Below are 23824 nucleotides of genomic sequence, written 5' to 3'. Positions count from 1 at the left end.
CCATGCTCGACGCCCTGTCGTTCGGCTTCGGACGCAAGCTGCCGCTGATCCTGCAGACCGAGGCGGCCGAGTGCGGCCTGGCCTGCCTGGGCATGGTGGCCGGCTACCACGGCCTGCGCACCGATCTGCAGACCCTGCGGCAGCGGTATTCGGTTTCGCTCAAGGGCGCGCGGCTGTCGGGGATGATGCAGGTGGCCGACGGGCTGGGCCTGTCGAGCCGCGCCGTGAAGCTGGACCTGGAAGACATTCCGCAGCTGCGACTGCCCTGCATCCTGCACTGGAATTTCAACCACTTCGTGGTGCTGCAGAAAGTGAGCGGGCGTAGCGTCACGATCTGCGATCCGGCGATGGGCATCAGGCGCCTGTCGCTGGACGAGGTCTCGGATTCGTTCACCGGCGTGGCGCTGGAGCTGTGGCCGGGCGCGAACTTCGTCCGTGCCGAGGCGCGGCAGAAGATCAGCCTGCGGCAGCTGACCGGCGACATCGTGGGGCTGTATCGCGCGCTGGGACAGGCCCTGGTGCTCGCGCTGGTGCTGGAGGTGTTCTTCATCGTCGGCCCCTTCCTGCTGCAATGGGTGGCCGACGAGGTGCTGGTCTCCGCCGATCGCAACCTGCTGAACATCCTGGCCATCGGCTTCGGCCTGATGCTGCTGATGCAGCAGTTCGTGGTGCTGGTGCGCGGCTGGGTGCTGATGGTCCTGAGCACCAGCCTGAAGCTGCAGTGGAACGCCAATGCCTTTACGCACCTGCTGCGCCTGCCCGCGCACTACTTCGAGAAGCGCCACCTGGGCGACGTGGTGTCGCGCTTCGGGTCGATCGACGCCATCCAGCGGACGCTGACCACGTCTTTCCTGGAGGCGGTGCTCGATGGCCTGATGGCGGCGGCGACCCTGCTGCTGATGTTCCTCTACAGCCCCATGCTCTGCCTGGTGGCGGTGGTGGCGATGGGGCTTTACGCCCTGGGCCGCTGGCTGTGGTTCTCGCCGCTGCGCATGGCGACGGAGGAACAGATCGTCCATGCCGCGAAGCAGGAGAGCCATTTCCTGGAGACGATGCGGGGCATCCGGACGATCAAGCTGTTCCAGCGCCAGGAGGAGCGCCGCTCGCGCTGGCTGGGCCTGATGGTGGAGCAGGTCAACGCCGAGCTGCGCTCCAACCGGATCACGCTGCTGTACCAGGCGCTCAACGGCCTGCTGTTCGGTGCCGAGCACATCCTGGTGATCTGGCTGGGCGCGCAGTTGGTAATGGAACAGAGTTTCACCATCGGCATGCTGCTGGCGTTCATCGCCTACAAGACGCAGTTCGACAACCGCGTCAGCTCGCTGATCGACAAGCTGATCGAGCTGCGCATGCTGCGTCTGCAGGGCGAGCGCCTGGCGGACATCCTGCTGACGCCGGCGGAGTCGACCCGCGGCCTGGCAGCCGACGGAGGGCGCGAACAGGAACTGGAACCGTCCATTGAGGTGCGGGACCTGCGCCTGCGCTACGCCGAGCAGGACCCGTATGTGCTGGACGGCATCTCCTTCCACATCGCTCCCGGCGAGAACGTCGCCATTGTCGGGCCGTCCGGCAGCGGCAAGACCTCGCTGCTCAATGTGCTGCTGGGCCTGATGCCGCCGTCGGAAGGCCAGGTGCTGGTGGGCGGCCGCGGGATCGACCAGGTGGGCCTGGATGCGTTGCGCCGCATGACGGGCTCGGTGCTGCAGGACGACGCGCTGTTCGCGGGGTCCATCGCCGACAACATCTGCTTCTTCGACGACAAGCCGGATCGCGACTGGGTGGAAGCGTGCGCACGCATCGCGGCGATCGCCGACGACATCGACGCCATGCCGATGGCCTACAACACCATGATCGGCGACATGGGCGCGGCGCTGTCCGGCGGGCAGAAGCAGCGGGTGCTCCTGGCGCGGGCCTTGTACAAGCGCCCGAAGATCCTGGTGCTGGACGAGGCCACCAGTCACCTGGACGTGGCGCGCGAGCAGCAGGTCAACGACGCGATCCGCGCCCTGCGCATCACCCGCATCATCGTGGCGCACCGGCCGCAGACCATCGCTTCGGCGGACCGGGTCATCGAGCTGGCGGAGGGGAAGATCGCGGTGGCGGCGCCCCTGGCCGCTACGGGCTCATGAGAAGCAGGGCCGACGGCCGCGGGAAGCGGATCGCCAAGGCGGCCGCGCTTTGCTCCTGCATGATCTGCGGCAGCGCCCGGGCGGACTTCTACGATGATCCCTTTTCCACCACGGGCAAGCTGCCGCTGCCGGTGAGCGAGCGGCTGGCGACACTGGACCTGCCCTGCAGCGCTGGCGCGCTCAAGCTGCCCTTGACCTCGCTGGATGCGGTGCGCCATGCGCTCTGCCACAACCCGCGGACGCGCCAGGCCTGGGCGGCGGTGGAGGCCCAGGCGGCGGCGGTGGGACTTGGGCAGTCGGCGTACTGGCCGAGCGTGGACGCTGCCGCCGGCATCAGCCGGGTCAGCGTGCGCAGCAAGTACCCGGACCAGCCGGAGCTGGATTCCTCCTTCGACGGCAGCAGCGACGGCCAGTCGATCAACCTGGACTGGGTGCTTTACGATTTCGGGCTGCGCGCGGCGAACCTGCGCCAGGAGCGCGCCTTGTTTAGGGCGCTGTGCGCTTCGCAGAACGAGGCGATCCTGGCGGTGTTCCTCGACACCGCCCAGGCTTACTTTGCCGCCGAGCAGGCGCAGGCCACTTTCGCCGCGGAGGCGGAGACGGAACAGGCGGCAGAGCACAGCGCCGTGGTGGCCGAGGCGAAGGTCGCGGCAGGCGTGGGGCTGGAGGCGGACCGCCTGCAGGCGAAGACGGCCCATGCGCAGGCCAGCCTGAATCGCATCCGGGCGCATGAGAAGCTTGAAAGCGCGCAGGGCGCGCTCGCGCGGGCACTGGGGGCACGCCCCGGCACACCGATCACGCTGTCAGCGCCGGGCCAGGAGACCGACGACGCCCTGGCCGAAGCGCAGATCGAGTTGCTGATGGGCCGCGCCCTGCAGGTGCATCCCAGGATCGCCGCCGCGCGGGCGCAGCTGGAGGCCGCACAGGATGGGGTGTCCGCCGCGCGGGCGGGCGGACGGCCGCGCATTTCGCTCGGGGCCTTCGCCGACCGCAGCGATACGCCGGTGGACCGCGTTGCCAGCCGCCAGAACATCGAGACGTCGAGCCTGGGGCTGCGGTTGCGTGCGCCGCTGTTCGAGGGCTTCGGCAGGACTTATCGCATCCGCCAGGCGGAGTCCGTGGTGGAGGGCCGCGAAGCAGAGCTGCTTGCGGCGAGGCAGGACGTGGCGCAGGCGGTGTGGGAAAGCTATGTCGCGGTCCGCGGCAGCTCGGAGGCCCGCAAGGCCAGCCGCAGCCTGCTGGAGAGTGCCAGCCAGTCTTTTGAGCTGGCCTCGGGGCGCTACAAGGCGGGGGTCGGCAACATCATCGAGCTGCTCAGGGCGCAGTCGGACCTCGCTGCGGCGCGCCAGCAGGAGGTCATGGCACGCACGCGCTGGCGCCTGGCGCGGCTGGAGCTGGCGGCAAGCCTGGGGCGGATTGATTTCTGGATGCTGCGAGAGGCGGAGAAAAAGTGATCCGCCGCTGGTCTTCCCTCTCCCACAAGGGGAGAGGGGGAACCGTAAGCGCTACTGCGTCCTTGCCGTCTTGCCGCGCTGCCAGCCTTCCATGGCCTGCTCGCGCAGTTCCTCCGGCCAGGCCGCGACCTCGAGGCTCACCTCGTAGGCCGCGGCGGCGATGATCTGCGCGATGCGCGCGGCGCTGGATTCCAGCGCTTCTTCCAGCGGGTCCGCGGACTGCCTGGTCTTGCCGGCCATCTCCCTTCCCCCTGAGGCTCAGGCCGCCAGCGGCAGCGGCTGCGCGGCGTCGTTGGCCGGCACGGTGGCGCCGGTGTTCGGCTTGCGCTTGCCCGGCAGCGACAGCTTGGCGATGCGCTTCCAGGTGCTCAGCGTCTGCGCGGCGAAGGAGCCGGTGTTGTACGGCAGGCCGTACTTCTTGCAGATGGCCTGCACCTCGGGCGAGAGCTCGGCGTAGCGGTGCGCCGGCAGGTCCGGGAACAAGTGGTGCTCGATCTGGAAGCTGAGGTTGCCGCTCATGATGTGCATCAGGCGGCCACCGCTGAAGTTGGCGGAGCCCAGCAGCTGGCGCACGTACCACTGGCCGCGGCTTTCGTTCTCCACCACCGACTCGGGGAACTGCTCGACGTCTTCCGGGAAGTGGCCGTTGAAGATCACGGCGCAGGCCCAGACGTTGCGCGCCAGGTTGGCGGCGACGTTGCCGGCGAACACGAAGGGCGCCATCGGGCCGCCCAGCAGCGGGAAGAACACATAGTCCTTGGCCAGCTGCTTGCGCATCTTCTTCCACACCGGCTTGAACTCTTCCTTGAGCTGCGCACCGGTCTTGGTCTTGTAGATCAGCACCTCTTCGACCTTGAGATTCTGCACCGCGACGAAGTGCTGGAAGAAGGTGTGCAGGATCACCGTCAGCGGCAGGTTGGCGAGGAAACGCGGCTCCCACTTCTGCTCTTCGGACATGCGCAGCAGGCCGTAGCCGATGTCATGGTCGCGGTTGAGCACGTTGGTGTAGGTGTGGTGCTCGTAGTTGTGCGTCTGCTTCCAGTTCTTGGCGGTGTCGGCGCTGTCCCAGTCGAACTTCTGCGAGTTCAGCACGGGGTCGCCCATGAAGTCGTACTGGCCGTGCATGATGTTGTGGCCGATCTCCATGTTGTCCAGGATCTTGGACGCGCCCAGGGCGGCGACGCCCAGCGGCCAGGCCGGCGGGATCATCAGCATCACGCGGCCGGCGACTTCCAGCTGGCGCTGGCGCTTGATCAGCGTGCGGATGTACTCGGCGTCGCGTTCGCCGAGGTCGGCGAGCACGCGGTTGCGGATGGCGTCGAGCTCGGTGCCGATGGCTTCGAACTGCTGCGGGGTGAGACGGTTGAAAATACCCATGGTGTTTTCTCCTGAATCTTGTTTGAGAAGTCCGCGCCATGGATGGCGCGGGCTGTCACAGGGATGTGTTTAAGAATTAGATGTCGAGCGTCACGGTGCCGACCGGCACGCTGACGCAGATCTGGATTTCCTGTTCGCCGGCGGCGCTGAGCTCGCCGGTGCGCACGTCGCGCACCACGCCGGAGGTCTTGCGGCAGGTGCAGGCCTTGCAGATGCCCATGCGGCAGCCGTGCTCGGGGCGCAGGCCGGCGGCCTCGGCCTGGTCGAGCAGGGTGGCGCCGCTGTTCACCGCCAGGCGCTCGCTGCGGACGAAGCGCACTTCGCCTTCGGCGTGGGCGCTGTCGATCACCAGCGGGGCGGCGGTGAAGCGCTCCAGCAGCAGGCGCTCGCTCAGGCCGTCTTCGGCCCAGACCTGCTCCACGGCCTTCATCATCGCGGGCGGGCCGCAGAGGAAGGCGGTGGCTTCGGCGTAGTCCGGCACGGCGGCGAGCAGCTGCTCGCGGCTGAACCAGCCCTGCAGCTCGCCGCCCTGCTCGGGCTGGGCGTAGCAGCGGATCAGCTGCACGTTGGCGTGCCTGGCCGCGATCAGCGCCAGTTCATTGGCGTAGATCATGTCGAGCGCGGTGTTGCAGTAGTGCAGGAAGCTGATCTGGCCCTGGTGGCCTTCGTCGAGCAGCGTGCGCAGCATCGACATCACCGGGGTGATGCCGCTGCCGCCGCTGATCAGCAGCACGCGGCCCGGGCGCTGTTCCGGCAGGGCGAAGACGCCGTCGGCCTGCGACAGCGTGACGACGGTGCCGGTGGCCAGCGCGGTCTTCAGGTGCTTCGACACGAAGCCGCCCGGGTGCGCCTTGGTGGTCAGCTCGATCAGGCCGTCGGTGGCGTGCACCGAGTTGGCCGGCGAGTAGCAGCGCATCTGGCGCACGCCGTTGATCTCGACCGTGAGGCGCACGAACTGGCCGGCGCGGAAGCCCTGCCAGTTGCCGTTGGGGCGCAGGCTCAGGGTGACGCTGTCGGCGGTGCCGTGCTGCACGGCGACGACCGTGGCGCGGACCTCGTGGACCGACCAGGTGGGGTTGAACTGCTCCAGGTAGCGGTCGACGCCGTGCGGCGTGGTCAGCGACTCGGCCAGGCGCGAGCTGAGCATGCGGCGCAGGCCGGTCTTCAGGAAGCTGCTGCTGGTGTTGGCGGTGTTCATTGCGGCTCACAAGTGGGTGAACAAGTGTGTACCATCTTGTTCTGTGAGGCCGTCGCTGTCAACAGTTGTTCACTGAATTTTCGCAGTGAACTGTTTTTGAATGTTTTTTAGTTTAACTATTCAGTGAACACTTTGGCATTTTACAGGCTTCACGGCCTGGATTCGCGGGCTTTTTGCAGGACTTGGGGGAACATTCCTGCGAGTTGCAGGGCACAAAATCGGTGAAACCTCGTAGGAGCGGCTGTTAGCCGCGAGGGCCGGTCATCATGATCACCGGCGGTCGCGGCTAACAGCCGCTCCTACATTTGGGTCCGTTGTTCAGCGGTCGCGATGGGTTTGGCGGCTATGGAGAACCCCATCGCGACTTACGTTGCTCCCACGGAGAAGACATCTCCGAGGGGCTTCTACGGCGGCAGCAGCGTCCGCGCCGTCCTGTCGTCCGCCAGCAGCTTCACCGTGATGTACACGCCCGGCTCCACCAGGCGCGTGAGGTTGGCGGCGCCGTTGGTGCGCACTTCGTCGGTCACGCGCGCCAGCAGGCCGGCGACCAGGAAGGTGGGCACGAACTCCGGCATCGGCGGCAGGCCCGGGTGCTCGCGGCGGATGCGCTCGGCGATGCGGCGGAACAGCTGCACGTAGGGCTGGGCGGCGCGCTGGTGCTGCTCGGCGGCCTCGCCGCCGGCCAGCGGCAGCTCGATCAGCCAGGCGCGCGCCAGGCCGGGGCGCGCTTCCCACCAGCCGAGCCAGGCACTGAGGCCGCGGCGGATGCCCTGGATCCAGTCCTGCTCGAGGCCGAAGGTCTCCATGGTGGCGAAGACGTCGGCCGCCGCTTCCTCGGCGGCCACCAGGAAGCACTCCTGCTTGTCCTGGAAGAACTCGTAGAAGGCGTTGCGCGAGACGCGCGCGGCGGCCACCACGGCGGGCACGGTGGTGGCGATGTAGCCCTGCTCGGCGACCAGGGTCAGCATCGCCCGCACCACGCGCTCGCGCTGCGAAGCACGCACGAACTGGGAGGACAGGCCATGGCGGCCGCGCGGCAGGGGGTCGCCGCTGAAGGGGGGCTTGCGCTTTGAAGACATGCGCGTATTATAAGTTCCATAAGAAGACACGCATGTCTTCAAAGATTCACGAAACCAAACCCATCGGCAGCTGAGGCCCCTGAGTCCTCATCGCACGGCGGGGAGACGGGTCGCGGCGCGCAATGCGCCGCGACCTCCCAGTGCAGCGGTGACGAGGAGACAGGGGTCATGCAAGTCAAGAGAGCTTGGGCTGTCGCGTGCGCGATGGTCCTGATGTGTTGTTCGTGGGTCGCGGAAGCGGCCAATTCCTACCCGATCGTTCTGGTCCACGGCTTTTCAGGCTGGGGACGCAATGAGCTGTTCGGTTTGCAGTATTGGGGCGGCGGTTTCCAGGTGGGTGGCAACCGCGACCTGCAGGAGCAGCTGAAGGCGGCGGGTTACCCCACCTATACGGCAGCGGTGGGGCCGATCAGTTCCAACTGGGACCGCGCGATCGAACTGTTCTACCAGATCAAGGGCGGCTGCGTGGACTACGGGCCCTGGCACAGCACGCACCTGGAGATGACCAACGGCGCGATCGACTCGCGCACGCATACCCGCAAGCTGGACGGAACCAATGGCGCGCCGCGGCGCTGCTGGGCCAGGGATGCGGCCAACAACCCCAACAACGATCCTTTGGCGTTGTACCCGGCCTGGGGCGACGACCCGGGCAAGAAGATCCATATCGTGGCGCACAGCCAGGGCGGACAGACCGCGCGCATGCTGCTGCAGCTGCTGCGCAACGGCTCGCCGCAGGACCTGAACGCGGATACCGCGCTGTACAACGAGACCGTGCAGAAGAACCCGTTCACCGGCGGCAAGAACTGGGTGTCGAGCATCACCACGCTGACGACGCCGCATGATGGCACCACGCTGGCCAGCGGCGCGCAGTTGCTGCCGATGGTGCAGCAGCTGGTGGGCGCGGCCGCCGCGGTGGCGGGCCTGGTGTCCAGCGACCAGGTGATCTTCGACCTGAAGCTCGACCAGTGGGGCCTGAAGCGCAATGCCGGCGAGAGCTTCGGCAGCTACTACGGCCGCGTGAAGAACTCGGCGATCTGGAACACCTCCAAGGACGTGAGCCTCTGGGACCTGTCGCCCGACGGCGCCAGGGAGATCAACCAGAAGGCGCAGCACTTCAGCGACGTCTACTACTACTCCTACGGCACGCAGACCACGTTCAGGGGCGTGCTCAGCGGGCGCCACTACCCGATCCTGCAGACGATCCTGCCGTTCCAGCCGCAGACGCTGTTCATGGGTTTCTACACGCGCAACGAGTCCGGCAAGGTGGTGATCGACTCCAGCTGGTGGCCCAACGACAGCGTGGTGAACACCCGCAGCACGCGCTCGCCGACCCTCGGCGTGGCCTCGCCGGTGGTGGACTACACCGGCATCTCGCAGGTGGGCAAGTGGAACTACATGGGCCTGTGGTCCAACTGGGATCACGCCGACATCATCGGCGTGCTCACCGAGAAGGACGTGGGCTACCTCAAGAACAATCTCTACCTGCCCCAGGCCGCACGCCTGAAGGCCCTCCCGAACTAAGGCGAGGACAACAACCATGAAGACGAAACTCATCCTCGCCGCTTTCGCCCTGGCCGCTTCGGTCCCGGCGCAGGCGGTGGACATCCCCGCCGGCCGCTACCTGGTGAAGCCGGCGCACAGCAATCTCTGCCTCGACGTGAACAGCGGCGGACAGGTCCAGCAGAAGGCCTGCGTCGACGGCGCCAGCGCGCAGCAGTGGGACATCAGCGCCACCAACGGCGGCTGGAGCAGGATCGCCAGCGCCAGCAACGGCCTGGTGGTGCAGGTCAGCGGCGGCTCCAGCAGCGACGGCGCGGTGATCAACAGCGCCAGCTACGGCGGCAGCAACCAGCAGCAGTTCATGTTCCTGAAGAACGGTGGCGGCTACGTGCTGAAGACGCGCCATTCCGGCAAGTGCGCCGACCTCAAGGACTGGAGCGGCGACGCCGGCGGCCTGCTGCAGCAGCTGGTCTGCAGCGGCGCCGGCAACCAGACCTTCACGCTGACGCCCACCGGCGGCGACGTGGCACCGATCCAGGAGGGCCGCTACAGCATCCGCTCGCTCAACAGCAATCTCTGCCTGGACCTGCCGAACTCCAGCACCTCGCCGGGCACGCAGCTGCAGCAGTACACCTGCAACGGCACGGGCGCGCAGCAGTTCGACATCCTCTACGTCGGCAACAGCCGCTACGAGCTGCGCAACGTCAGCAGCGGCCAGTGCATCGACCTGTACAGCGGCTGGACGGTGAACAGCACGGCAGTGCAGCAATACGGCTGCAACCAGACCGCGGCGCAGCGCTGGATCATCAGCGGCATCGGTGACGGCTCGGTGCAGTTCAAGTCGGCGGTGGATACGAGCAAGGTCTGGGACGTCTCCAATGTCTCCACCTCGCCGGGGGCCTCGATCTGGATCTGGAGCAACGGCCAGGGCCTGAACCAGCGCTGGTGGCTGAACCCGGTGTCCTATGCGCCGAACGTGGCCGACGGCACCTACTCGTTCAAGAACAGCAAGAGCGGCAAGTGCCTGGACGTGCCCAACAGCAGCACCGCGGCCGGGGTGCTGCTGCAGCAGTACAGCTGCAACAGCGGTACGGCGCAGCGCTTCGCGGTGACGCACATCGCCAACGGCTACTACAAGATCGCCAATGCGGCGAACGGCCTGGCCCTGCACGTGCAGAACTTCCTGGTGGGCGACAACGCCGCGATCCAGCAGAACGAGGCGCATGGCGGCGACAACGAACTGTTCACCTTCGTGTCCTACGGCGGCGGCTACCTGGTGAAGCCCATGCACAGCTACAAGTGCCTGGACATCGCCGGCGGCAGCCTGCTCAACGGCGCGCTGCTGCAGCAGTACACCTGCAACCAGAGTACGGCGCAGGTGTTCGTGCTGCAGTAAAGATCAACCACAAGGCTAGGGCTTGGGGTTTTACGGGCGGCCAGGGATGGCCGCCTTTTTCTTTTGTCAGGCCAGTTCCACCGGTCCGTTCATGCCGAGTAGCCCGCGAAGCAGGCGTATCGAGGCACGCCCCCCGCGGCACCTCGATACGCGGCGCTACTCGGCGTGAACGGTTTGGTTATTCGGCAATCGAAACTGCAGCCACTGCTACTCTCCCCCCATGTCCCGCCTCTTCACCCGCTTCACCCTGGTCCTCACCAGCGTCCTGGCGCTGCTCTACGCCTACCTCGCCTGGCGCCTCACCGACGGCCTGATCCCTCGCCTGCTGCTGGCCCTGCCCTTCCTGCTGATCTGGATCGTGCCGGTGCGCTACTGGGGCGAGCGCCGCGAGGAGCGCGGCGCGGTGGATGACGCGCTGCACGTCGCCGGTTACCTGGCGATGGGCTGGCTCAACTTCGTGCTGCTGCTGTGCCTGGCGCGCGACCTGCTGCTGGCCCTCAGCTCCGCGCTGCCGGCCGTGCACCAGCCGCTGCTGCAACACGGCCCGGCGCTGGTGCTGGGCGGCTCCATCGCGGCGCTGCTGGCGGGCTTTCTCGGCGCGCGCCGGGGGCCGACGCCGGTAGAGGTGCAAGTGCCGGTGCCGGGCCTCGATCCGGCGCTGGAAGGCTTCCGCATCGTGCAGATCTCGGACCTGCACGTGGGCCCCACCATCGGCCGCGACTACGTCGAGCGCGTGGTGCGCATGGCCAACGCGCTGCAACCCGACCTGGTCGCGCTGACCGGCGACATCGTCGACGGCCCGGTCGGGGGCCTGGCTGACGCGGTGGCGCCGCTGGCAAACCTGCAGCCGGCCGGGCGCGTGTTCTTCGTGGCGGGCAATCACGAGGTCTATGCCGGCCTGCGCGCCTGGGGCGCACAGTTCCGTTCGCTGGGGATCCGCACCCTGGTCAACGAGTACGCGCTGCTGGAGCAGGCTTCCGCGCGCCTCATCGTGGGCGGCGTCAGCGACCCGACGATGGCGGCCTTCGGCGAGGCGCTGCGGCCGGATGCCGCCCGCGCCTCGGGCCGCGACGAGGGCGCTGCCTTCCGCCTGCTGCTGTCGCATCACCCCAAGCTGGCGGTGGACGCCGCCGACGCGGGCTTCGACCTGCAGCTGTCCGGGCACACGCACGGCGGGCAGTTCTTTCCCTGGACGCTGGCGGTGAGGAAGATCCACGCCCCGCATGCGCTGGGCCTGTCGCGGCGCGGCAGGATGTGGGTCTACGTCAGCGCCGGCAGCGGCAGCTGGGGGCCGCCGCTGCGGCTGGGAACGAAGACGGAAGTGACGCTGCTGCGGCTGGTGCGGGAGTAAACAACGGATGTAGGAGCGGCTGTCAGCCGCGAAGGGAGGTCATCATGACCACCGGCCCTCGCGGCTGACAGCCGCTCCTAAAACAACTCACCGCCTCAATACTTCTCGAGCAGCTTGCGCCCCGTCGCCGCGTCGATCGGATCCTTCTGCTTGATGTCGCCGACGATCAGGTCTTCGAGCTTGCCGCCGACCAGCGGGATCTTGACGGCCACGTCCCAGTCGAAGGTCTTGGCGCTGCCGCCGGCGGTGTCGGCGATGGAGGTGGCACAGCGGATCTTGCCGGGCAGGCCCCTGGGCTCCACCACCACTTCGCCCTTCTTGGTGGAGCGGTCCCAGCGCTCGGTCTGGGTGACGGCGGTGGTCTCGCCGAGGATCTTCTTGGCGAAACCCGGCAGCGGCGCGGTGGACTTCACCTCGTAGCTCATCTTGATCATGAAGCGCGTGCCGTCGTCGCTGTGCTCCACCTGGCGGTAGCCGGTGGCGCCCATCGCCTCCTGCAGGGCCTTGTGATAGGCCGGATCGCAGAACATCTTCAGCACGGTGGCGGCGTCCTTGTCGAACGTCTGCTTGTACGAGAACTGCATGGGGCGCTTCTCCTTGGATCTTGTCTTGTGGCGCAACTTTGCAGCAGCGCGCCGCCCTTGTCGATGCGCCGGATCTACTGCCGGAATTCGCTGGGGCTGACGCCGGTCCAGCGCTTGAAGGCGCGGCGGAAGCTGCGCACGTCGGCGTAGCCGGACTGCTCGGCGACGCGCTCGACCGGCAGCTCCGGATTCATCAGCAGGCTCATCACCCGCGTGCGGCGCACGTTGTTGAGCAGGGTCTCGAAACTGAGGCCCTGTTCGCCCAGGCGGCGGCGCAGGGTACGGCTGCTCATGTTCAGCTCGCCGGCGATGTGCTCCAGGCTGGGACCGCGCCGCAGGGCCCTTTCGATGGCACGCTCCACCGTGGCGGCCAGGTCGAGTTTCTGCCGCACCTGGGTGTGTTCGGTTTCCAGCAGCGCCAGCACCTGCTTCAGCGCCAGCGGGTTGTGGTTGGGCAGTTCGTGCATCAGCCAGCGCGCCTCGATCGCGCAGCGGTTCTGCTCCGCGCCGAAGCGCAGCGGGCAACCGAACAGGCTGCCGTACTGCGCAGCGTAGGCCGGTGCCGGGTAGGCCAGCTCCACGCGCAGCGGCGTGAAGTCCTTGCCCACCAGGCTGCGGCCGTAGACCAGCAGGCTGGCGAACAGCTCCTCCACGGCGAAAACCTGGATTTCCACGTCGGGGAAACGGAAGCCCGCCTCCACCCAGACCTCGTTGCCCGACAGCCGCACGCTGGACTGGGTGATGCCGCCCGCCACCACCTGGTAGCGCATGCCGATATCGAAGGCATCGCCCAGGGTGGGGCACAGCGACACCGCATGCCCGAGCAGGCCCAGGGTGCCCAGCACGTTGCGGTTGCCCACGGCCAGGCCCAGGCCATCGCCCGGCACCAGCTGCAGGGCACGGCGGATCATCAGGCTGGCCTGGCGATAGGAGACGCGGAAGGCGGGGTCGTCCAGGTCCTCGGCGTGGAAGCCCAGGCCGCGGCACAGGGTCTGCGGCTCGATGCCGCGGCTGGCGGCGACCTGCGCCAGGGTCTGCAGCAGGAAGACCGGGAAGATCGCGGCTTCGTAGCGCGGATCTTCGGCGGCGTCTGGCGTGCCGGCTGCGGGGGCCTGGGTCATGGCGGATACGATGCCACAACCGGCGACGAGGCTTTTAGTCCCCTCTCCCGGACACGGAGAGGGGAGACAAGAAGCTCAGCTCTCCAGCGCCGAATGCCGCAGCAGGTACAGCACGTTCTGCCGGTTCTGCATCTCGCGGCGGCCGGTGCGGGCCTCTTCCACCGTGATGTTGCGGGCGCAGAGGTAGACGTCGCGGCTCAGTGCGTCGGCCTCGGGGCAGCCGATCTGCGCCAGCTCGGCGCGCAGCAGCTTGAGGAAGGGCTGGCCCAGGGACTCGAACTGCTCGGCGTAGCGCGTGCCGGCGGCGGCCTGCACGGCGGCGGTGCGCTGGCTGCGGCGGTCGAAGCAGGCGTCCCAGTAGACCTGCATGGCCTGCATCAGGCGCGACAGGCTGGCCTCGCCGCGCATCTGGCCGACCACTTCGGTCAGCACCTGCCGCAGGAAGTCGCGATAGGCCAGCAGGGCCTGCTCGGGCATCAGCGGCATCGTGTTCATCGTCATCCCTTCTCTCCCCAGGGCCCAGCGTCCGACACAGTGTCCTGCACAAGCCACGCCGGGCGACAGGACCGCGGCGACGCTGCAGGGGGACCGTGGCGGACAGCGTGACGCGGCGGCGCCCACCCGGCATGGTCCGAAAGGCGGAGGGGCGCCCCCGACACACTGCTGCACCACAGCAAGGATCCCGATGCCGCGCGCCATCGCAGTGATCAGCGCGGGGTGGGGTGGCACGTTCCCGTGCGCAGGAAGCGCGCGGCAGACCTTCAGCGGGGGGCGCAACTCGGCCAGCGCAGCGTCGCTGCGCCGGGGTGCAAAGCGCTTCGGCGCGAGCGGCGATTGCGGCGCGCGAGCCGTCCAGGCACGCGAACTTTCGCAGGTCGCGATGCAGCGTTGCAGAGGAAGAAAAATGCATGCGCCGCAGCACTCTCCCGGTGTGTTTTCCGAGGGGAAAGCGGCTTCTCCGGCAACCTCGCAGACCACCAGGGAACAGACGCTCATGCCGTCGGATCCCGCTGCAGAAGTCTCCGCGCTTTTCCTGCGAATCGCTCTCGCGTGAAGGGCATCGCCGTCCCCGGGGCGCTCCCTCGGGCCCTCCCCCTTTGGAGGGCCTGTTACGAAACACTCGCGCACAGAGCAAATTTCGTGTAAATCTCCGTCCCGCACGCTCTGCGTCGCAGAGCGATCTCAAGTCCAGGAAGAGAGGAGCAGAGAATGGCTGTTAAGAAGGCTGCGAAGAAACCGGCTGCAAAGAAGGCCCCCGCCAAGAAGGCTGTGGCCAAGAAGGCTCCGGCCAAGAAGGCTGTTGCAAAGAAGGCGGCGCCCGCCAAGAAGGCTGCCCCGAAGGCTGCTGCAAAGAAGGCTGCTCCCAAGGCGAAGAAGCGCGTTGCTGGCGGTGGTATCGCCCAGCCGGTCGCCCTGAGCGCGGACCTCGCCGGCATCGTCGGCGCGACCTCGCTGAGCCGTGGCGAGCTGACCAAGCGCATTTGGGACTACATCAAGAAGAACGGTCTGCAGGACCAGAAGAACCGTCGCCAGATCAACGCCGATGCCAAGCTGAAGGTGATCTTCGGCGGCAAGAGCCAGGTCTCGATGTTCGAAATGACGAAGCTCGTCAACAAGCACGTCAAGTAACACTGCAGTACCCAAAACCCGCCGGCGCCGAGAGGCTGCCGGCGGGTTTTTTCTTGGCCGGCCTCAACCGGTCTTGCAGCGGTCCGAGAGTGTCGCCAGCAGCTTGCCCAAAGTAATCAGGTGGGTGCCCAGCAGGGCCTTGCCGGTGGTCAGCAGGGCACAGGACATCTCGCGCTCGGGGTCGGCCCAGCCCAGGATGCTCATGAAACCCAGGTGGCCGTAGGCGTGGCGGCTCGCAGGGCCGTAGAGGCCCACCGGGTTGGCGCCCAGCATCATGCCCTCGCTGTAGCGCATGGGGATCATCAGGGAGCCGTCCAGGGCGATGCGCCACTTCGGCTTCACGGCGCGCTTCAGGGTCTCGGTCTTGAGCAGGCGGCGGCCCTGCCAGCAGCCGTCGTCCAGCATCACCTGGAAGAAGCGCGACAGCTCCTCGGCGGTGGCGTAGAGGTTGCCGGCGGGAATCACGGCGTCCATGAAGGCCGCCGAGTTGGAGGACTCCACCACCTGCTCGAAGGGCACGATCAGCACCTTCTCCACGATCGACGACAGCGGGAAGCGCACCGGCTGCCCGGCGGCGTAGTTCAGCGCCGCCGTGTCGCGGTGCTGCAGCGGCAGGCCGTAGGTGAAGTGCTTCAGTCCCAGCGGCTCGCGGAAGCGCGTGTCGAGGTAGGACTGCACCGAGGCGCCGGTGATGCGCTGGATCAGTTCTGCCAGGATGAACCCGCCGCTGATGGCGTGGTAGGCCATGCGCCGCGGGTGGGTCGGCGGGGCGCGGCAGATGCGGTCGATCACGCCGTCCCAGTCCAGCAGGATCTCCACGCGCTTCTCCGCCCTGGGCACGCGGATCTGCGGAAAGCCGCCGCGGTGCGCCAGCACCTCGGCCACGGTGGTGTCCTGCTTGCCGCGCTGGCCGAAGGCGGGGATGTAGTGGCTGACGCGCTGGTCCAGGTCCAGCCCACCCTCCTCGGCCAGCTTGTGCACCAGCACCGCGGTGACGGCCTTGGAGGCCGAGAACAGGCAGACCGGGGTATCCAGCGCCATCGGCGTCTTGGGCGCGTTGCGCACGTCGAACGGGCCGTTGCCGCGGGCATGTCCCAGTGTGCGGTGCAGCACCACCTCGCCACGGCGGCGCAGGCAGAAGGAAATGCCGGGGAAGGCGCGGCTGCGGTAGAGGTCCTGCACGGCCGTCCAGATCGCCTCGACATCCGCCGGCCGCAGGCCGGCCCTGGCGGCGGCGCCCTCGCGCGCGGTGTCGACGGTGGTGACGCCGTCGAGGTCCGCCGGCACGCGGACCTTGTAGTTCTTCAGGAATCCCGCGTCCTGCGCGGCCTTGATGATCATGAGAGCGCCCCCTGCCCGTCGGGAATACATGTTCACACGGGCTTCATCCGATGTCACAAAATAAGCCCCATGCCGACCTTTCGCAGCTGCCTTGCCGTCACCCTCCTGCCGCTGCTGGCCGCCTGCGGCGGCAACAGCGAATCTTCCGGCGCCGCGCCACCCGCAGCGGAGGTGAACTGCGCCCCCGGACTGCCGGCGCTGGAACTCAGCGGCAGCGCCGCGACAGGCGACGCCAAGACCTACCGCGAACTGCCCTTCGTGGTCGGCACCGGCACCGGGCGCATCGAGCTGTCCTACGGCTGGAGCGAGCGCCTGCCGCTGCCGTCCACACCGCTGACCGCCACCACCCTGGACCTGGGCCTCTGGGACGAGCACGGCTACCGCAACGCCGCGGGCTTTCGCGGCTGGTCCGGCTCGCGCCAGGGCCGCATCGACAACGGCCAGGAGCCGGTCTACGTCGAGGCCGGACGTGCCGAGCGTGGCTACGTGCCCGGCACGATCCGCCCCGGCACCTGGTATGCCGACCTGGGCATCGCCGCCGTGGGCCCCGGCGGCGCCGACTGGACGGTGAAGGTCGAGTGCAAGGCGGCCGGCGGCACGCTACCGGCCTCGGACCCGGTGGACCGCAACCACGTCGCGCGCCGCACCGCCGGCTGGTACCACGGCGACTTCCACATGCACGGCTACCACTCCAACCCCAACGCGCCCGACGACGCCGGCTTCATCGCACAGGCACGCGCCGCGCAGCTCGATTTCCTGATGGTCACCGAGTACGTCACCGGCGAGCACTGGCGCCGTCTCGGCGCGATGCAGCGCGCCAATCCCGACCTGGTGGTGTGGCCCGGCCGCGAGATCATCACCTACCACGGCCATGCCATGACCCATGGCGAAACCCCGGGCGTGCTGGAGTACCGCCACGGCTTCGAGGACGTGACCCTGGGCGCGATCCAGAAGGCCGCCAAGCGCGAGGGTGCGCTGTTCCAGGTCAACCACCCCACCACCTTTCCCGGCCCGCTGTTCGCCAACTTCTGCCGCGGCTGCGCCTTCGAGCTGGAAGACGCCATCGACTGGGCGCAGGTGGACACGATCGAAATCCTCAACGGCCCGCTGATCACCGAGGCCGGCGACCTGGGCCTGCCGATCCCGCTGCCGCTGGGCATCGAGAACCCCTTCATGCAGACCGCGATCGACCTGTGGGAGCGCAAGCTTTCCGAGGGCTACCGCATCACCGGCGTCAGCGGCTCCGATTCCAAGGGCGTGGACGCCGAGGACCAGCGCGAGCGCAAGGGCTACGGCAGCTCCGCCACCGCGGTCTACGCCACGGAACTGTCGCGCGCCGCGCTGACCCGCGCGATCCAGGCCGGCCACGCCTACGTGCGCACCCGCGGCGTCGCGCGCAGCCCGGCGCTGGAGTTCGAGGCGCATGCCATCGACGGACAGTCCGGCATCTTCGGCGACACGCTGCGGGTGAACGACACCGAACAGGTCACGCTGCGCACGGTGGTCACCGGCGGTGCCGGGCAGACGCTGCGCTACTTCCGCAACGGCCGGCAGTACCGCAGCGTGGCGATCGCCACCGATCCCTTCGTGCACGAGCTGGTGGTGCAGCGCCAGCCGGAACAGGAGGGGCCGCTGGGGACGTTCTGGCGGGTGGAGACCAAGGATGATCAGGCAAGGACGACGCTGGGGAATCCGGTTTTCCTGAAGGCGCGCTGAGCGGGAGTCAGAAACCAACTACCCGTTCATGCCGAGTGCCGCGAAGCGGCGTATCGAGGCACGCGCGCACCTCGATACGCGACGCTTCGCGGCGCTACTCGGTGTGAACGGCTCGGGAAGTAGCGAAGGCCCCCTACTCCCATTCCACCCACAGCCGCCCGTCCTCGAACACCCTCCCCTTCTCCTTCAAGCCCGTATCGCCATTGTCGATACGCCGATGCACGTTCACCGCCGGCACCAGCACCGCATCGCGCCCCTGGGCGAAAGACTGCTCGCGCACCGTCAGCAGGTAAGCCTTGTTCAATGCCAGCGCGCGCTCGCGCGAAGGCCGCAGCAGCACGCCCAGGTCGGCGCCGTCGCGCCGCACCGTGGCCTCATCCAGCGTCCCACCCGGAAAATAGCGCCGCAGGATTTCGTCATTGGCACGGAACTCGTCACCGCCACCCACCCTGCGGAAATAGCGCAAGGCCTCGGGCTCGCGCGTGCCCGCCTGCGGCCGGTCCTTGAGCCCCGCGATGCTGTGCTCGGCCCAGCCGGCGGCGCCCGGCAGCTTGCGCGGGAAGGCGAAGCTCTGGTCGGCGGTGACGCCGATCGTGGTGTGGCAGCCCATGCAGTAGAGCTGCTCCTCGTAGGTCTGCAGGCGCAGGCGGCCCCGGGCATCCTCGATGAAGCCCTGCAGCTGCCAGCCGAAGGGATTGATCAGGCCGGTCATGGCATCGCCCGGGAAATACGGCAGCGCACCGGCGGCCTTCTCGGCGTTCTCCTCGTCATAGACGTGCTGCAGGGCCTGGTCCTCCAGCCACAGGCGCTTGACCGAGTAGCGCAGCTCCTTGAGCCGCGGCGAGCGCGCGTCGGCGGCATCGGGATCGACATAGCGCAGCGTGTGCAGGAACTCGGTGCCCAGCGGGTACAAGTGCCGCGCCGCCGGCACTGCCGCCGCGCCGCCGGCATAGCGCGCAGGCAGGCCGCGGATTTGCGTGATGCTGCCGCCGACGCGGCCGTTGCCGTCGAGATCGGCGCCGGCCAGGGCCTCGTCCACCGGCTCGACACGGCGGCGCAGCGCGGCATCGGCCACGCGCGCATCCACCGTCATCGCGGCTTCCAGGATCGCCAGGTTCAGGCGGTAGGCCGCTCGCGATTCACGCCCCGCCGCATCCTGGCGGAACGGTGCCGGCAGGCGGATGAAGACGTCGTCGCTGCTGCCGTTGGTGGGCCAGAAGGTGCCGGGGAAGGGCTGGTAGCGGATCGCGCGCCAGCCGGAGCCGTCATTGGCGAAGCCCTGCCCGTCGAAGCCGGCGGCCAGGTCCAGGTCGGGGCGCCAGCCCAGGTAGTTGTCGCGTGCCCGCAACTGCCCGCGCAGCGCGGCGTAGTTGTCCTGCCCGATCCAGGCCAGGATTTCGGCATCGGGAATCGCGGCGATCTGCGCGCGGCGGTCACGGAACAGGTTGCTCCAGTGGTTGACCGCGCCCACCGCGCTGAAGGCGTATTCCTGCTGCAGGTGGGCGTCGTCCATGCCGTTGCGGCCATGGGCGGGGACATGGCAGGTCCAGCAGGGGTTGGCGACGCCGTCGGTCTTGGTATAGCACTGCGGCGGCACCACGGCCTCGCGATTGGAAACCTGCTTGCCGGCGGCCTGGGCCTGCGCCAGGGGGTCGAAGGCCACAGGGGCGGGCAGCGGTGCGGCGGGCTTGCCGCAGGCGGAGAGCAGCAGGCAGGCGGCGAGTAAGGGGCGGCGCATCGCTGCATAATACCGTCAGCCCATGAGCACGATCCGCTACCGCATCCAGCCCAGTCACCCGCGCGAGCACTACTACACGGTGCAGTGCCGGCTCGAAAACCCCGACCCGCAGGGCCAGGTGTTCCGCCTGCCGTCCTGGATCCGCGGCAGCTACCTGGTGCGCGACTTCGCCAAGCACGTGCAGGAACTGCACGCCAGCGCCGGCGGCAACCCGCTGGCGATCGAGCGGCTCGACAAGCGCAGTTTCCGCTGCGCCCCATGCATCGGCCCGCTGACGCTGGACTACCGCGTGTACGCCTTCGACGAATCGGTGCGCAAGGCCTTCCTCGACACCCGCCGCGGCTTCTTCAATGCCAGTTCGCTGTGCTACCGCGCCGACGGCACGGGCGACATCGAGATCGACATCGAGCCGCCGCAGGACCCGGCCTGCGAAGGCTGGCGGCTGGCGACCACGCTCGACCCGCTACAGGTCGACGCCAGCGGCTACGGCCGCTACCGCGCGGCCGACTACGAGGACCTGATCGACCACCCGGTGGAGATGGGCCGCTACGCGCGCCTGGACTTCGACGTGGACGGCATCCCGCATGCGCTGGTGCTGTCGGGCCGCCATGCCATCGACGTGCCGCGCATCACCCGCGATCTCACCCGCATCTGCCACGTGCAGCGCGAGTTGTTCGGCCAGCAGCCGGCGCTGCGCGAGTACCTGTTCCTGACCTACGTCACCGGCAACGGCTACGGCGGCCTGGAGCACCGCGCCTCCACCGCGCTGATCTGCTCGCGCAAGGACCTGCCGGCGCCGGGTGATCCCCGCTTCACCAAGGACTACCGCAGCTTCCTCGGGCTGTGCAGCCACGAGTACTTCCACCTCTGGAACGTCAAGCGCATCACCGCGCAGCGCTTCCTGGAATCGGACCTCGCCGCCGAGGCCTACAGCCGCGACCTCTGGCACTACGAGGGCCTGACCTCGTACTACGACGACCTGTTCCTGCTGCGCGCCGGCGTGCTCGATGCCCCCGCCTACCTCGACCTGGTGGCGGAGAACGCCACGCGCCTGCAGCGCACGCCAGGACGGCTGGTGCAGACCCTGGCCGACTCCAGCTTCGATACCTGGATCAAGTACTACCAGCCCGACGAGAACACGCCCAACGCCGGTGTCAGCTACTACATCAAGGGCGGCCTGGCCTCACTGTGCCTGGACCTGCAGCTGCGTCTGCACTCGAAGGTCACGCTCGACGACGTGCTGCGCACGCTGTGGCAGCGCTACGGCGCCGCCGGCATCGGCGTGCCCGAGGGCGGCCTGGAGCAGGTCGCGCAGGAACTCTCGGGGCTGGACCTGCGCGAGTTCTTCGACGAGCTGCTGCGCACCACCGAGGAGCTGCCGCTGGCCGAGCTGCTCGCCGCCTTCGGCGTGGACTCGCGCCAGCGCCCGGCGGTGTCGGATGCCGACGCCGGCGGCCGCGTCACTGGCGAGGCGCCGGGCGCCTGGGCCGGGCTCAAGCTGCGCGCCGGCGAAATGCGCATCGCCTACGTTGCCGCCGGCAGTCCCGCCGCGCAGGCCGGCCTGTCGGTCAACGACCAGCTCGTGGCGATCGACGGCCTGCGCATCGGCCCGGCCAACGGGATGGCGCTGCTGGCGGCGCTGCCGCCGGGCCAGCCGGTGACGCTGCACTTCTTCCGCGGCGATGAGCTGCTGGAAGCGACCCTCACGCCCGCCGCGCCGCCGGCGGATACCTGGACACTGACGCTGGTGGCCGCCGAGGGCGAAGTGCTCGCCCGCCGCATGGCCTGGCTGGGGATATAGCTCCGCATGATCGAAGCAATCGTGAAATTCCTGCTGGCCTACCTGATCGGCACGATCATGGGCGGGCAGGTCGTCGGCGCGCTGCGCGGCGGTGTCGACCTGCGCCAGCACGGCAGCGGCAACGTCGGCGCCACCAATGCCCTGCGCACGCAGGGCAAGGGCTTCGCCCTCGCCGTGCTGCTGATCGACGTCGGCAAGGGCATCGCCGCATCGCTGCTGCTGCCGCTGCTGGCCTGGCCCTGGACGGAAGCACAGCCCTGGCCGCAGGACTGGCAGGCCTATGCCTGCGGCGTCGGCGTGGCCCTGGGCCACTGCTACCCGGTCTGGTACCGCTTCCAGGGCGGCAAGGGCGTGGCGACGCTGGCCGGTGTGTTCGGCGCCCTGCTGCCGGCAGCCCTGCCCTGGCTGCTCGGCGGCTTCATCGTCGTCACCATCCTCAGCGGCTACGTCGCCCTGGCCTCGGTCAGTGCCGCGGTGCTGGCACTGTTCTACATCGCCTGCATCGACGCGCGCGGCGCGCTGTCTGCCGCGGGCGCCTTCACCGCCGCCATGACCCTGCTGGTGGTGTGGAAGCACCGCGAGAACCTGCTGCGCATCGCGCGCGGCCAGGAACACCGTTTCGAAAAAGCCCGGCTGCTGCACCGATGGCTCAGCCGCTGATCGAAGCCGAGCGGCTCAAGCTCGTCGATGCCCTCGCCGACGGCGCCTGGCATTCGGGCGAGGATCTCGCCGCCGTCGCCGGCATCACCCGCGCGGGCCTGGCCAAGCGCGTCGAGAAGCTGCGCGACTGGGGCCTGGAGGTGGAAGCACGCCAGGGCCTGGGCTACCGCCTGCCGCAGCCGCTGGAGCGCCTGCAGCGGCAACTGATCGACGCGCCGCTGCGCTTCGACATCCTCACCGCCACCGACTCCACCAACACGCGCCTGCTCGACAGCGACCCGGCGCAGGACCCGCAGGCCCTGCTGGCCGAGTACCAGACCGCCGGCCGCGGGCGCCGCGGGCGCGAATGGCGCTCGCCCTTCGCCGCCAACATGTACCTGTCGCTGGCCTGGTCCTTCCCGGCCTGGCCGCCCAGCCTCAGCGCGCTGCCGCTGGTGGTCGGCGTGCTCTGCGCCCAGGCCCTGCGGGAGCAGGGCGCCGCCGGCGTCGGCCTGAAGTGGCCCAACGACCTCTATGCGCAGGGCCGCAAGCTCGGCGGCATCCTGATCGAGCATCGCGGCGAAGCCGGCGGCAACTGCCGCGTCGTGATCGGCATCGGAATCAACGTCGCGATGAGCGCGGCGCAGGCCGAAGGGCTCACCCAGCCCTGGATCTCGCTCACGGAAATTTCCGCCGCGCCGCCCGCGCGCAACCGGCTCGCCGCCGCATTGCTGCGCCGGCTGGCGGATGGCATCGCCCACTTCGAATCGCTGGGCTTCGAGGCCTTCGCGTCCGAATGGGCGGCACTGGACCTGGCCAACGGCCGCCCGGTGCGCGTGCTGCAGGGCGAACGCGAATACGAAGGCATCGGCCGTGGGGTCGATGCGCAGGGCGCACTGATCGTCGAGGCCCTGGGGCAATACCAGACGCTGCATTCCGGCGAGATCAGCCTGCGGCTCGCATGATCCTGCTGCTCGACATCGGCAACAGCCGCATCAAGGCCGCACGGGCCGGCAGCGGCGGCATCGAGGCCGTCAGCGCCATCGCCCATGCCGGCGATCCCGCTGTCGCGCTGCAACAACTGCCGCCGGAGAAGCCGCAGCACATCGCCGTGGCCAACGTCACCGGCGCCGCGCACGAGCAGCAGATCGGCGCTGCATTGCAGGCACGCTACGGCATCGCTCCGGCCTTTGCGCGCACGCAGGCCTCCTGCGGCGGCCTGCGGCTGGCCTATGCGCAGCCGGAACGGCTGGGCGTGGATCGCTGGCTGATGATGCTGGCGCTGTGGCGCGAAGCTGCAGGCCCGTTTGGCGTGGCCGGCGCCGGCACCGCGCTGACCTACGACGCGGTCGATGCGACGGGTCAGCATCTCGGCGGCTTCATCGCCGCCGGCCTGGGCACGCACCTGCAGGCCGTGCTCGGAGCGACGCGTTTCGGTACCGGCGACCTGGGCCAGCAATACAGCGACGGCCTGGGGCAGGACACCGAGGCCTGCGTGCGACAGGGCGCATTCCTTGCCTGCCTCGGTGCACTGGAGCATGCGGCGCGGCGCCATCCGGCGGCGCGGCAGGTCATCAGCGGCGGCGACGGACCATTGCTGCAGCCCTGGCTGCCGGCCTGGTCGGCACGGCCGCAACTGGTGCTGGAAGGCCTGCTGGCCTGGACACGCATGAATTCCCCAGGCGGATGAACGGCATCGTTCGGACCCTTGACCGGTAGGGTTTTCGAACATTTCCTACAACCGTCGGCCCGCAGGGTACGCTTGACGGTC

General features: G+C 68.6%; 20 protein-coding genes. 11 read left to right on the top strand and 9 right to left on the bottom strand.

Annotated features, from left to right (window positions below; translation table 11 throughout):
• Window positions 1–2: 2 nt before the first annotated feature.
• Complete coding sequence (locus D0B54_RS01640) at window positions 3–2129, top strand: peptidase domain-containing ABC transporter (RefSeq protein ID WP_117288582.1); 2127 nt, start codon at window positions 3–5, stop codon at window positions 2127–2129.
• Complete coding sequence (locus D0B54_RS01635) at window positions 2126–3583, top strand: TolC family protein (RefSeq protein WP_117288580.1); 1458 nt, start codon at window positions 2126–2128, stop codon at window positions 3581–3583. Before D0B54_RS01640 ends, D0B54_RS01635 begins: the two co-directional genes overlap by 4 nt.
• A 51-nt stretch (window positions 3584–3634) precedes the next feature.
• On the opposite strand, the gene D0B54_RS01630 is transcribed toward D0B54_RS01635, so the two are convergent.
• The 4 genes from D0B54_RS01630 to D0B54_RS01615 form a co-directional block, all read right to left on the bottom strand.
• Window positions 3635–3823 (bottom strand): hypothetical protein, encoded by a 189-nt coding sequence (locus D0B54_RS01630; RefSeq protein ID WP_117288578.1) that lies wholly within the window; start codon window positions 3821–3823, stop codon window positions 3635–3637.
• Window positions 3824–3841: 18 nt separating this feature from the next.
• On the bottom strand, window positions 3842–4960 hold the full coding sequence (locus D0B54_RS01625) for a fatty acid desaturase family protein (protein WP_117288576.1): 1119 nt from the start codon (window positions 4958–4960) through the stop codon (window positions 3842–3844).
• A gap of 76 nt (window positions 4961–5036) precedes the next feature.
• Window positions 5037–6158 carry a ferredoxin reductase gene (locus D0B54_RS01620; RefSeq protein WP_117288574.1) on the bottom strand — a complete coding sequence of 374 codons (1122 nt, stop codon included), beginning with the start codon at window positions 6156–6158 and terminating at the stop codon, window positions 5037–5039.
• A 404-nt stretch (window positions 6159–6562) separates the two neighbouring features.
• A complete protein-coding gene (locus tag D0B54_RS01615) occupies window positions 6563–7237 on the bottom strand; it encodes a TetR/AcrR family transcriptional regulator (RefSeq protein WP_117288572.1) in 675 nt (224 codons plus the stop codon).
• 204 nt (window positions 7238–7441) lie between these two features.
• On the opposite strand from D0B54_RS01615, the gene D0B54_RS25285 reads away from it, so the two are divergent.
• The 3 genes from D0B54_RS25285 (at window position 7442) to D0B54_RS01600 (ending at window position 11484) form a co-directional block, all read left to right on the top strand.
• Window positions 7442–8758 (top strand): esterase/lipase family protein, encoded by a 1317-nt coding sequence (locus D0B54_RS25285; protein WP_441347434.1) that lies wholly within the window; start codon window positions 7442–7444, stop codon window positions 8756–8758.
• A gap of 16 nt (window positions 8759–8774) precedes the next feature.
• Window positions 8775–10133 carry an RICIN domain-containing protein gene (locus tag D0B54_RS01605; protein ID WP_117288570.1) on the top strand — a complete coding sequence of 453 codons (1359 nt, stop codon included), beginning with the start codon at window positions 8775–8777 and terminating at the stop codon, window positions 10131–10133.
• A gap of 220 nt (window positions 10134–10353) precedes the next feature.
• Window positions 10354–11484 carry a metallophosphoesterase gene (locus D0B54_RS01600; protein WP_117288555.1) on the top strand — a complete coding sequence of 377 codons (1131 nt, stop codon included), beginning with the start codon at window positions 10354–10356 and terminating at the stop codon, window positions 11482–11484.
• A gap of 95 nt (window positions 11485–11579) precedes the next feature.
• Here D0B54_RS01600 and D0B54_RS01595 read toward each other — a convergent pair whose 3' ends face one another.
• The 3 genes from D0B54_RS01595 to D0B54_RS01585 form a co-directional block, all read right to left on the bottom strand.
• The gene (locus D0B54_RS01595; protein ID WP_117288553.1) at window positions 11580–12068 is read right to left on the bottom strand and encodes a DUF2505 domain-containing protein; all 489 of its coding nucleotides are present in this window, start codon (window positions 12066–12068) and stop codon (window positions 11580–11582) included.
• 74 nt (window positions 12069–12142) lie between these two features.
• Window positions 12143–13189 carry an AraC family transcriptional regulator gene (locus D0B54_RS01590; RefSeq protein WP_117288551.1) on the bottom strand — a complete coding sequence of 349 codons (1047 nt, stop codon included), beginning with the start codon at window positions 13187–13189 and terminating at the stop codon, window positions 12143–12145.
• Window positions 13190–13264: 75 nt separating this feature from the next.
• Complete coding sequence (locus tag D0B54_RS01585; protein ID WP_117288549.1) at window positions 13265–13690, bottom strand: hypothetical protein; 426 nt, start codon at window positions 13688–13690, stop codon at window positions 13265–13267.
• 708 nt (window positions 13691–14398) lie between these two features.
• Here D0B54_RS01585 and D0B54_RS01580 point away from each other — a divergent pair.
• The gene (locus D0B54_RS01580) at window positions 14399–14818 is read left to right on the top strand and encodes an SWIB/MDM2 domain-containing protein (RefSeq protein ID WP_117288547.1); all 420 of its coding nucleotides are present in this window, start codon (window positions 14399–14401) and stop codon (window positions 14816–14818) included.
• A gap of 63 nt (window positions 14819–14881) precedes the next feature.
• Here the strand turns inward: D0B54_RS01580 and D0B54_RS01575 are convergent, their stop codons facing one another.
• Entirely contained in the window at window positions 14882–16159 is a 1278-nt protein-coding gene (locus D0B54_RS01575) for a serine hydrolase domain-containing protein (protein ID WP_117288546.1), read from the bottom strand.
• 69 nt (window positions 16160–16228) lie between these two features.
• On the opposite strand from D0B54_RS01575, the gene D0B54_RS01570 reads away from it, so the two are divergent.
• On the top strand, window positions 16229–17875 hold the full coding sequence (locus D0B54_RS01570) for a CehA/McbA family metallohydrolase (RefSeq protein WP_117288544.1): 1647 nt from the start codon (window positions 16229–16231) through the stop codon (window positions 17873–17875).
• Window positions 17876–18008: 133 nt separating this feature from the next.
• Here D0B54_RS01570 and D0B54_RS01565 read toward each other — a convergent pair whose 3' ends face one another.
• Window positions 18009–19613, bottom strand: a complete 1605-nt coding sequence (locus tag D0B54_RS01565; protein ID WP_117288542.1) for a hypothetical protein — start codon at window positions 19611–19613, stop codon at window positions 18009–18011.
• 22 nt (window positions 19614–19635) lie between these two features.
• Between D0B54_RS01565 and D0B54_RS01560 the strand changes: the two genes are divergently transcribed.
• From D0B54_RS01560 to D0B54_RS01545, 4 genes are read left to right on the top strand one after another with little or no spacing between them, the layout of a single operon-like run.
• Entirely contained in the window at window positions 19636–21414 is a 1779-nt protein-coding gene (locus D0B54_RS01560; RefSeq protein WP_117288540.1) for a M61 family metallopeptidase, read from the top strand.
• A gap of 6 nt (window positions 21415–21420) precedes the next feature.
• Window positions 21421–22074 (top strand): glycerol-3-phosphate 1-O-acyltransferase PlsY, encoded by a 654-nt coding sequence (plsY, locus tag D0B54_RS01555; RefSeq protein ID WP_117288538.1) that lies wholly within the window; start codon window positions 21421–21423, stop codon window positions 22072–22074.
• Window positions 22059–23018 carry a biotin--[acetyl-CoA-carboxylase] ligase gene (locus D0B54_RS01550; RefSeq protein ID WP_117288536.1) on the top strand — a complete coding sequence of 320 codons (960 nt, stop codon included), beginning with the start codon at window positions 22059–22061 and terminating at the stop codon, window positions 23016–23018. The genes plsY and D0B54_RS01550 overlap by 16 nt, the downstream gene beginning before the upstream one ends.
• A complete protein-coding gene (locus D0B54_RS01545; RefSeq protein WP_240433525.1) occupies window positions 23015–23743 on the top strand; it encodes a type III pantothenate kinase in 729 nt (242 codons plus the stop codon). The genes D0B54_RS01550 and D0B54_RS01545 overlap by 4 nt, the downstream gene beginning before the upstream one ends.
• Window positions 23744–23824: the final 81 nt, after the last annotated feature.

The organism is Solimonas sp. K1W22B-7 (genome assembly GCF_003428335.1).
Lineage (GTDB): Bacteria > Pseudomonadota > Gammaproteobacteria > Nevskiales > Nevskiaceae > Solimonas_A.
This window is presented reverse-complemented; position numbering and strand designations above follow the sequence as displayed.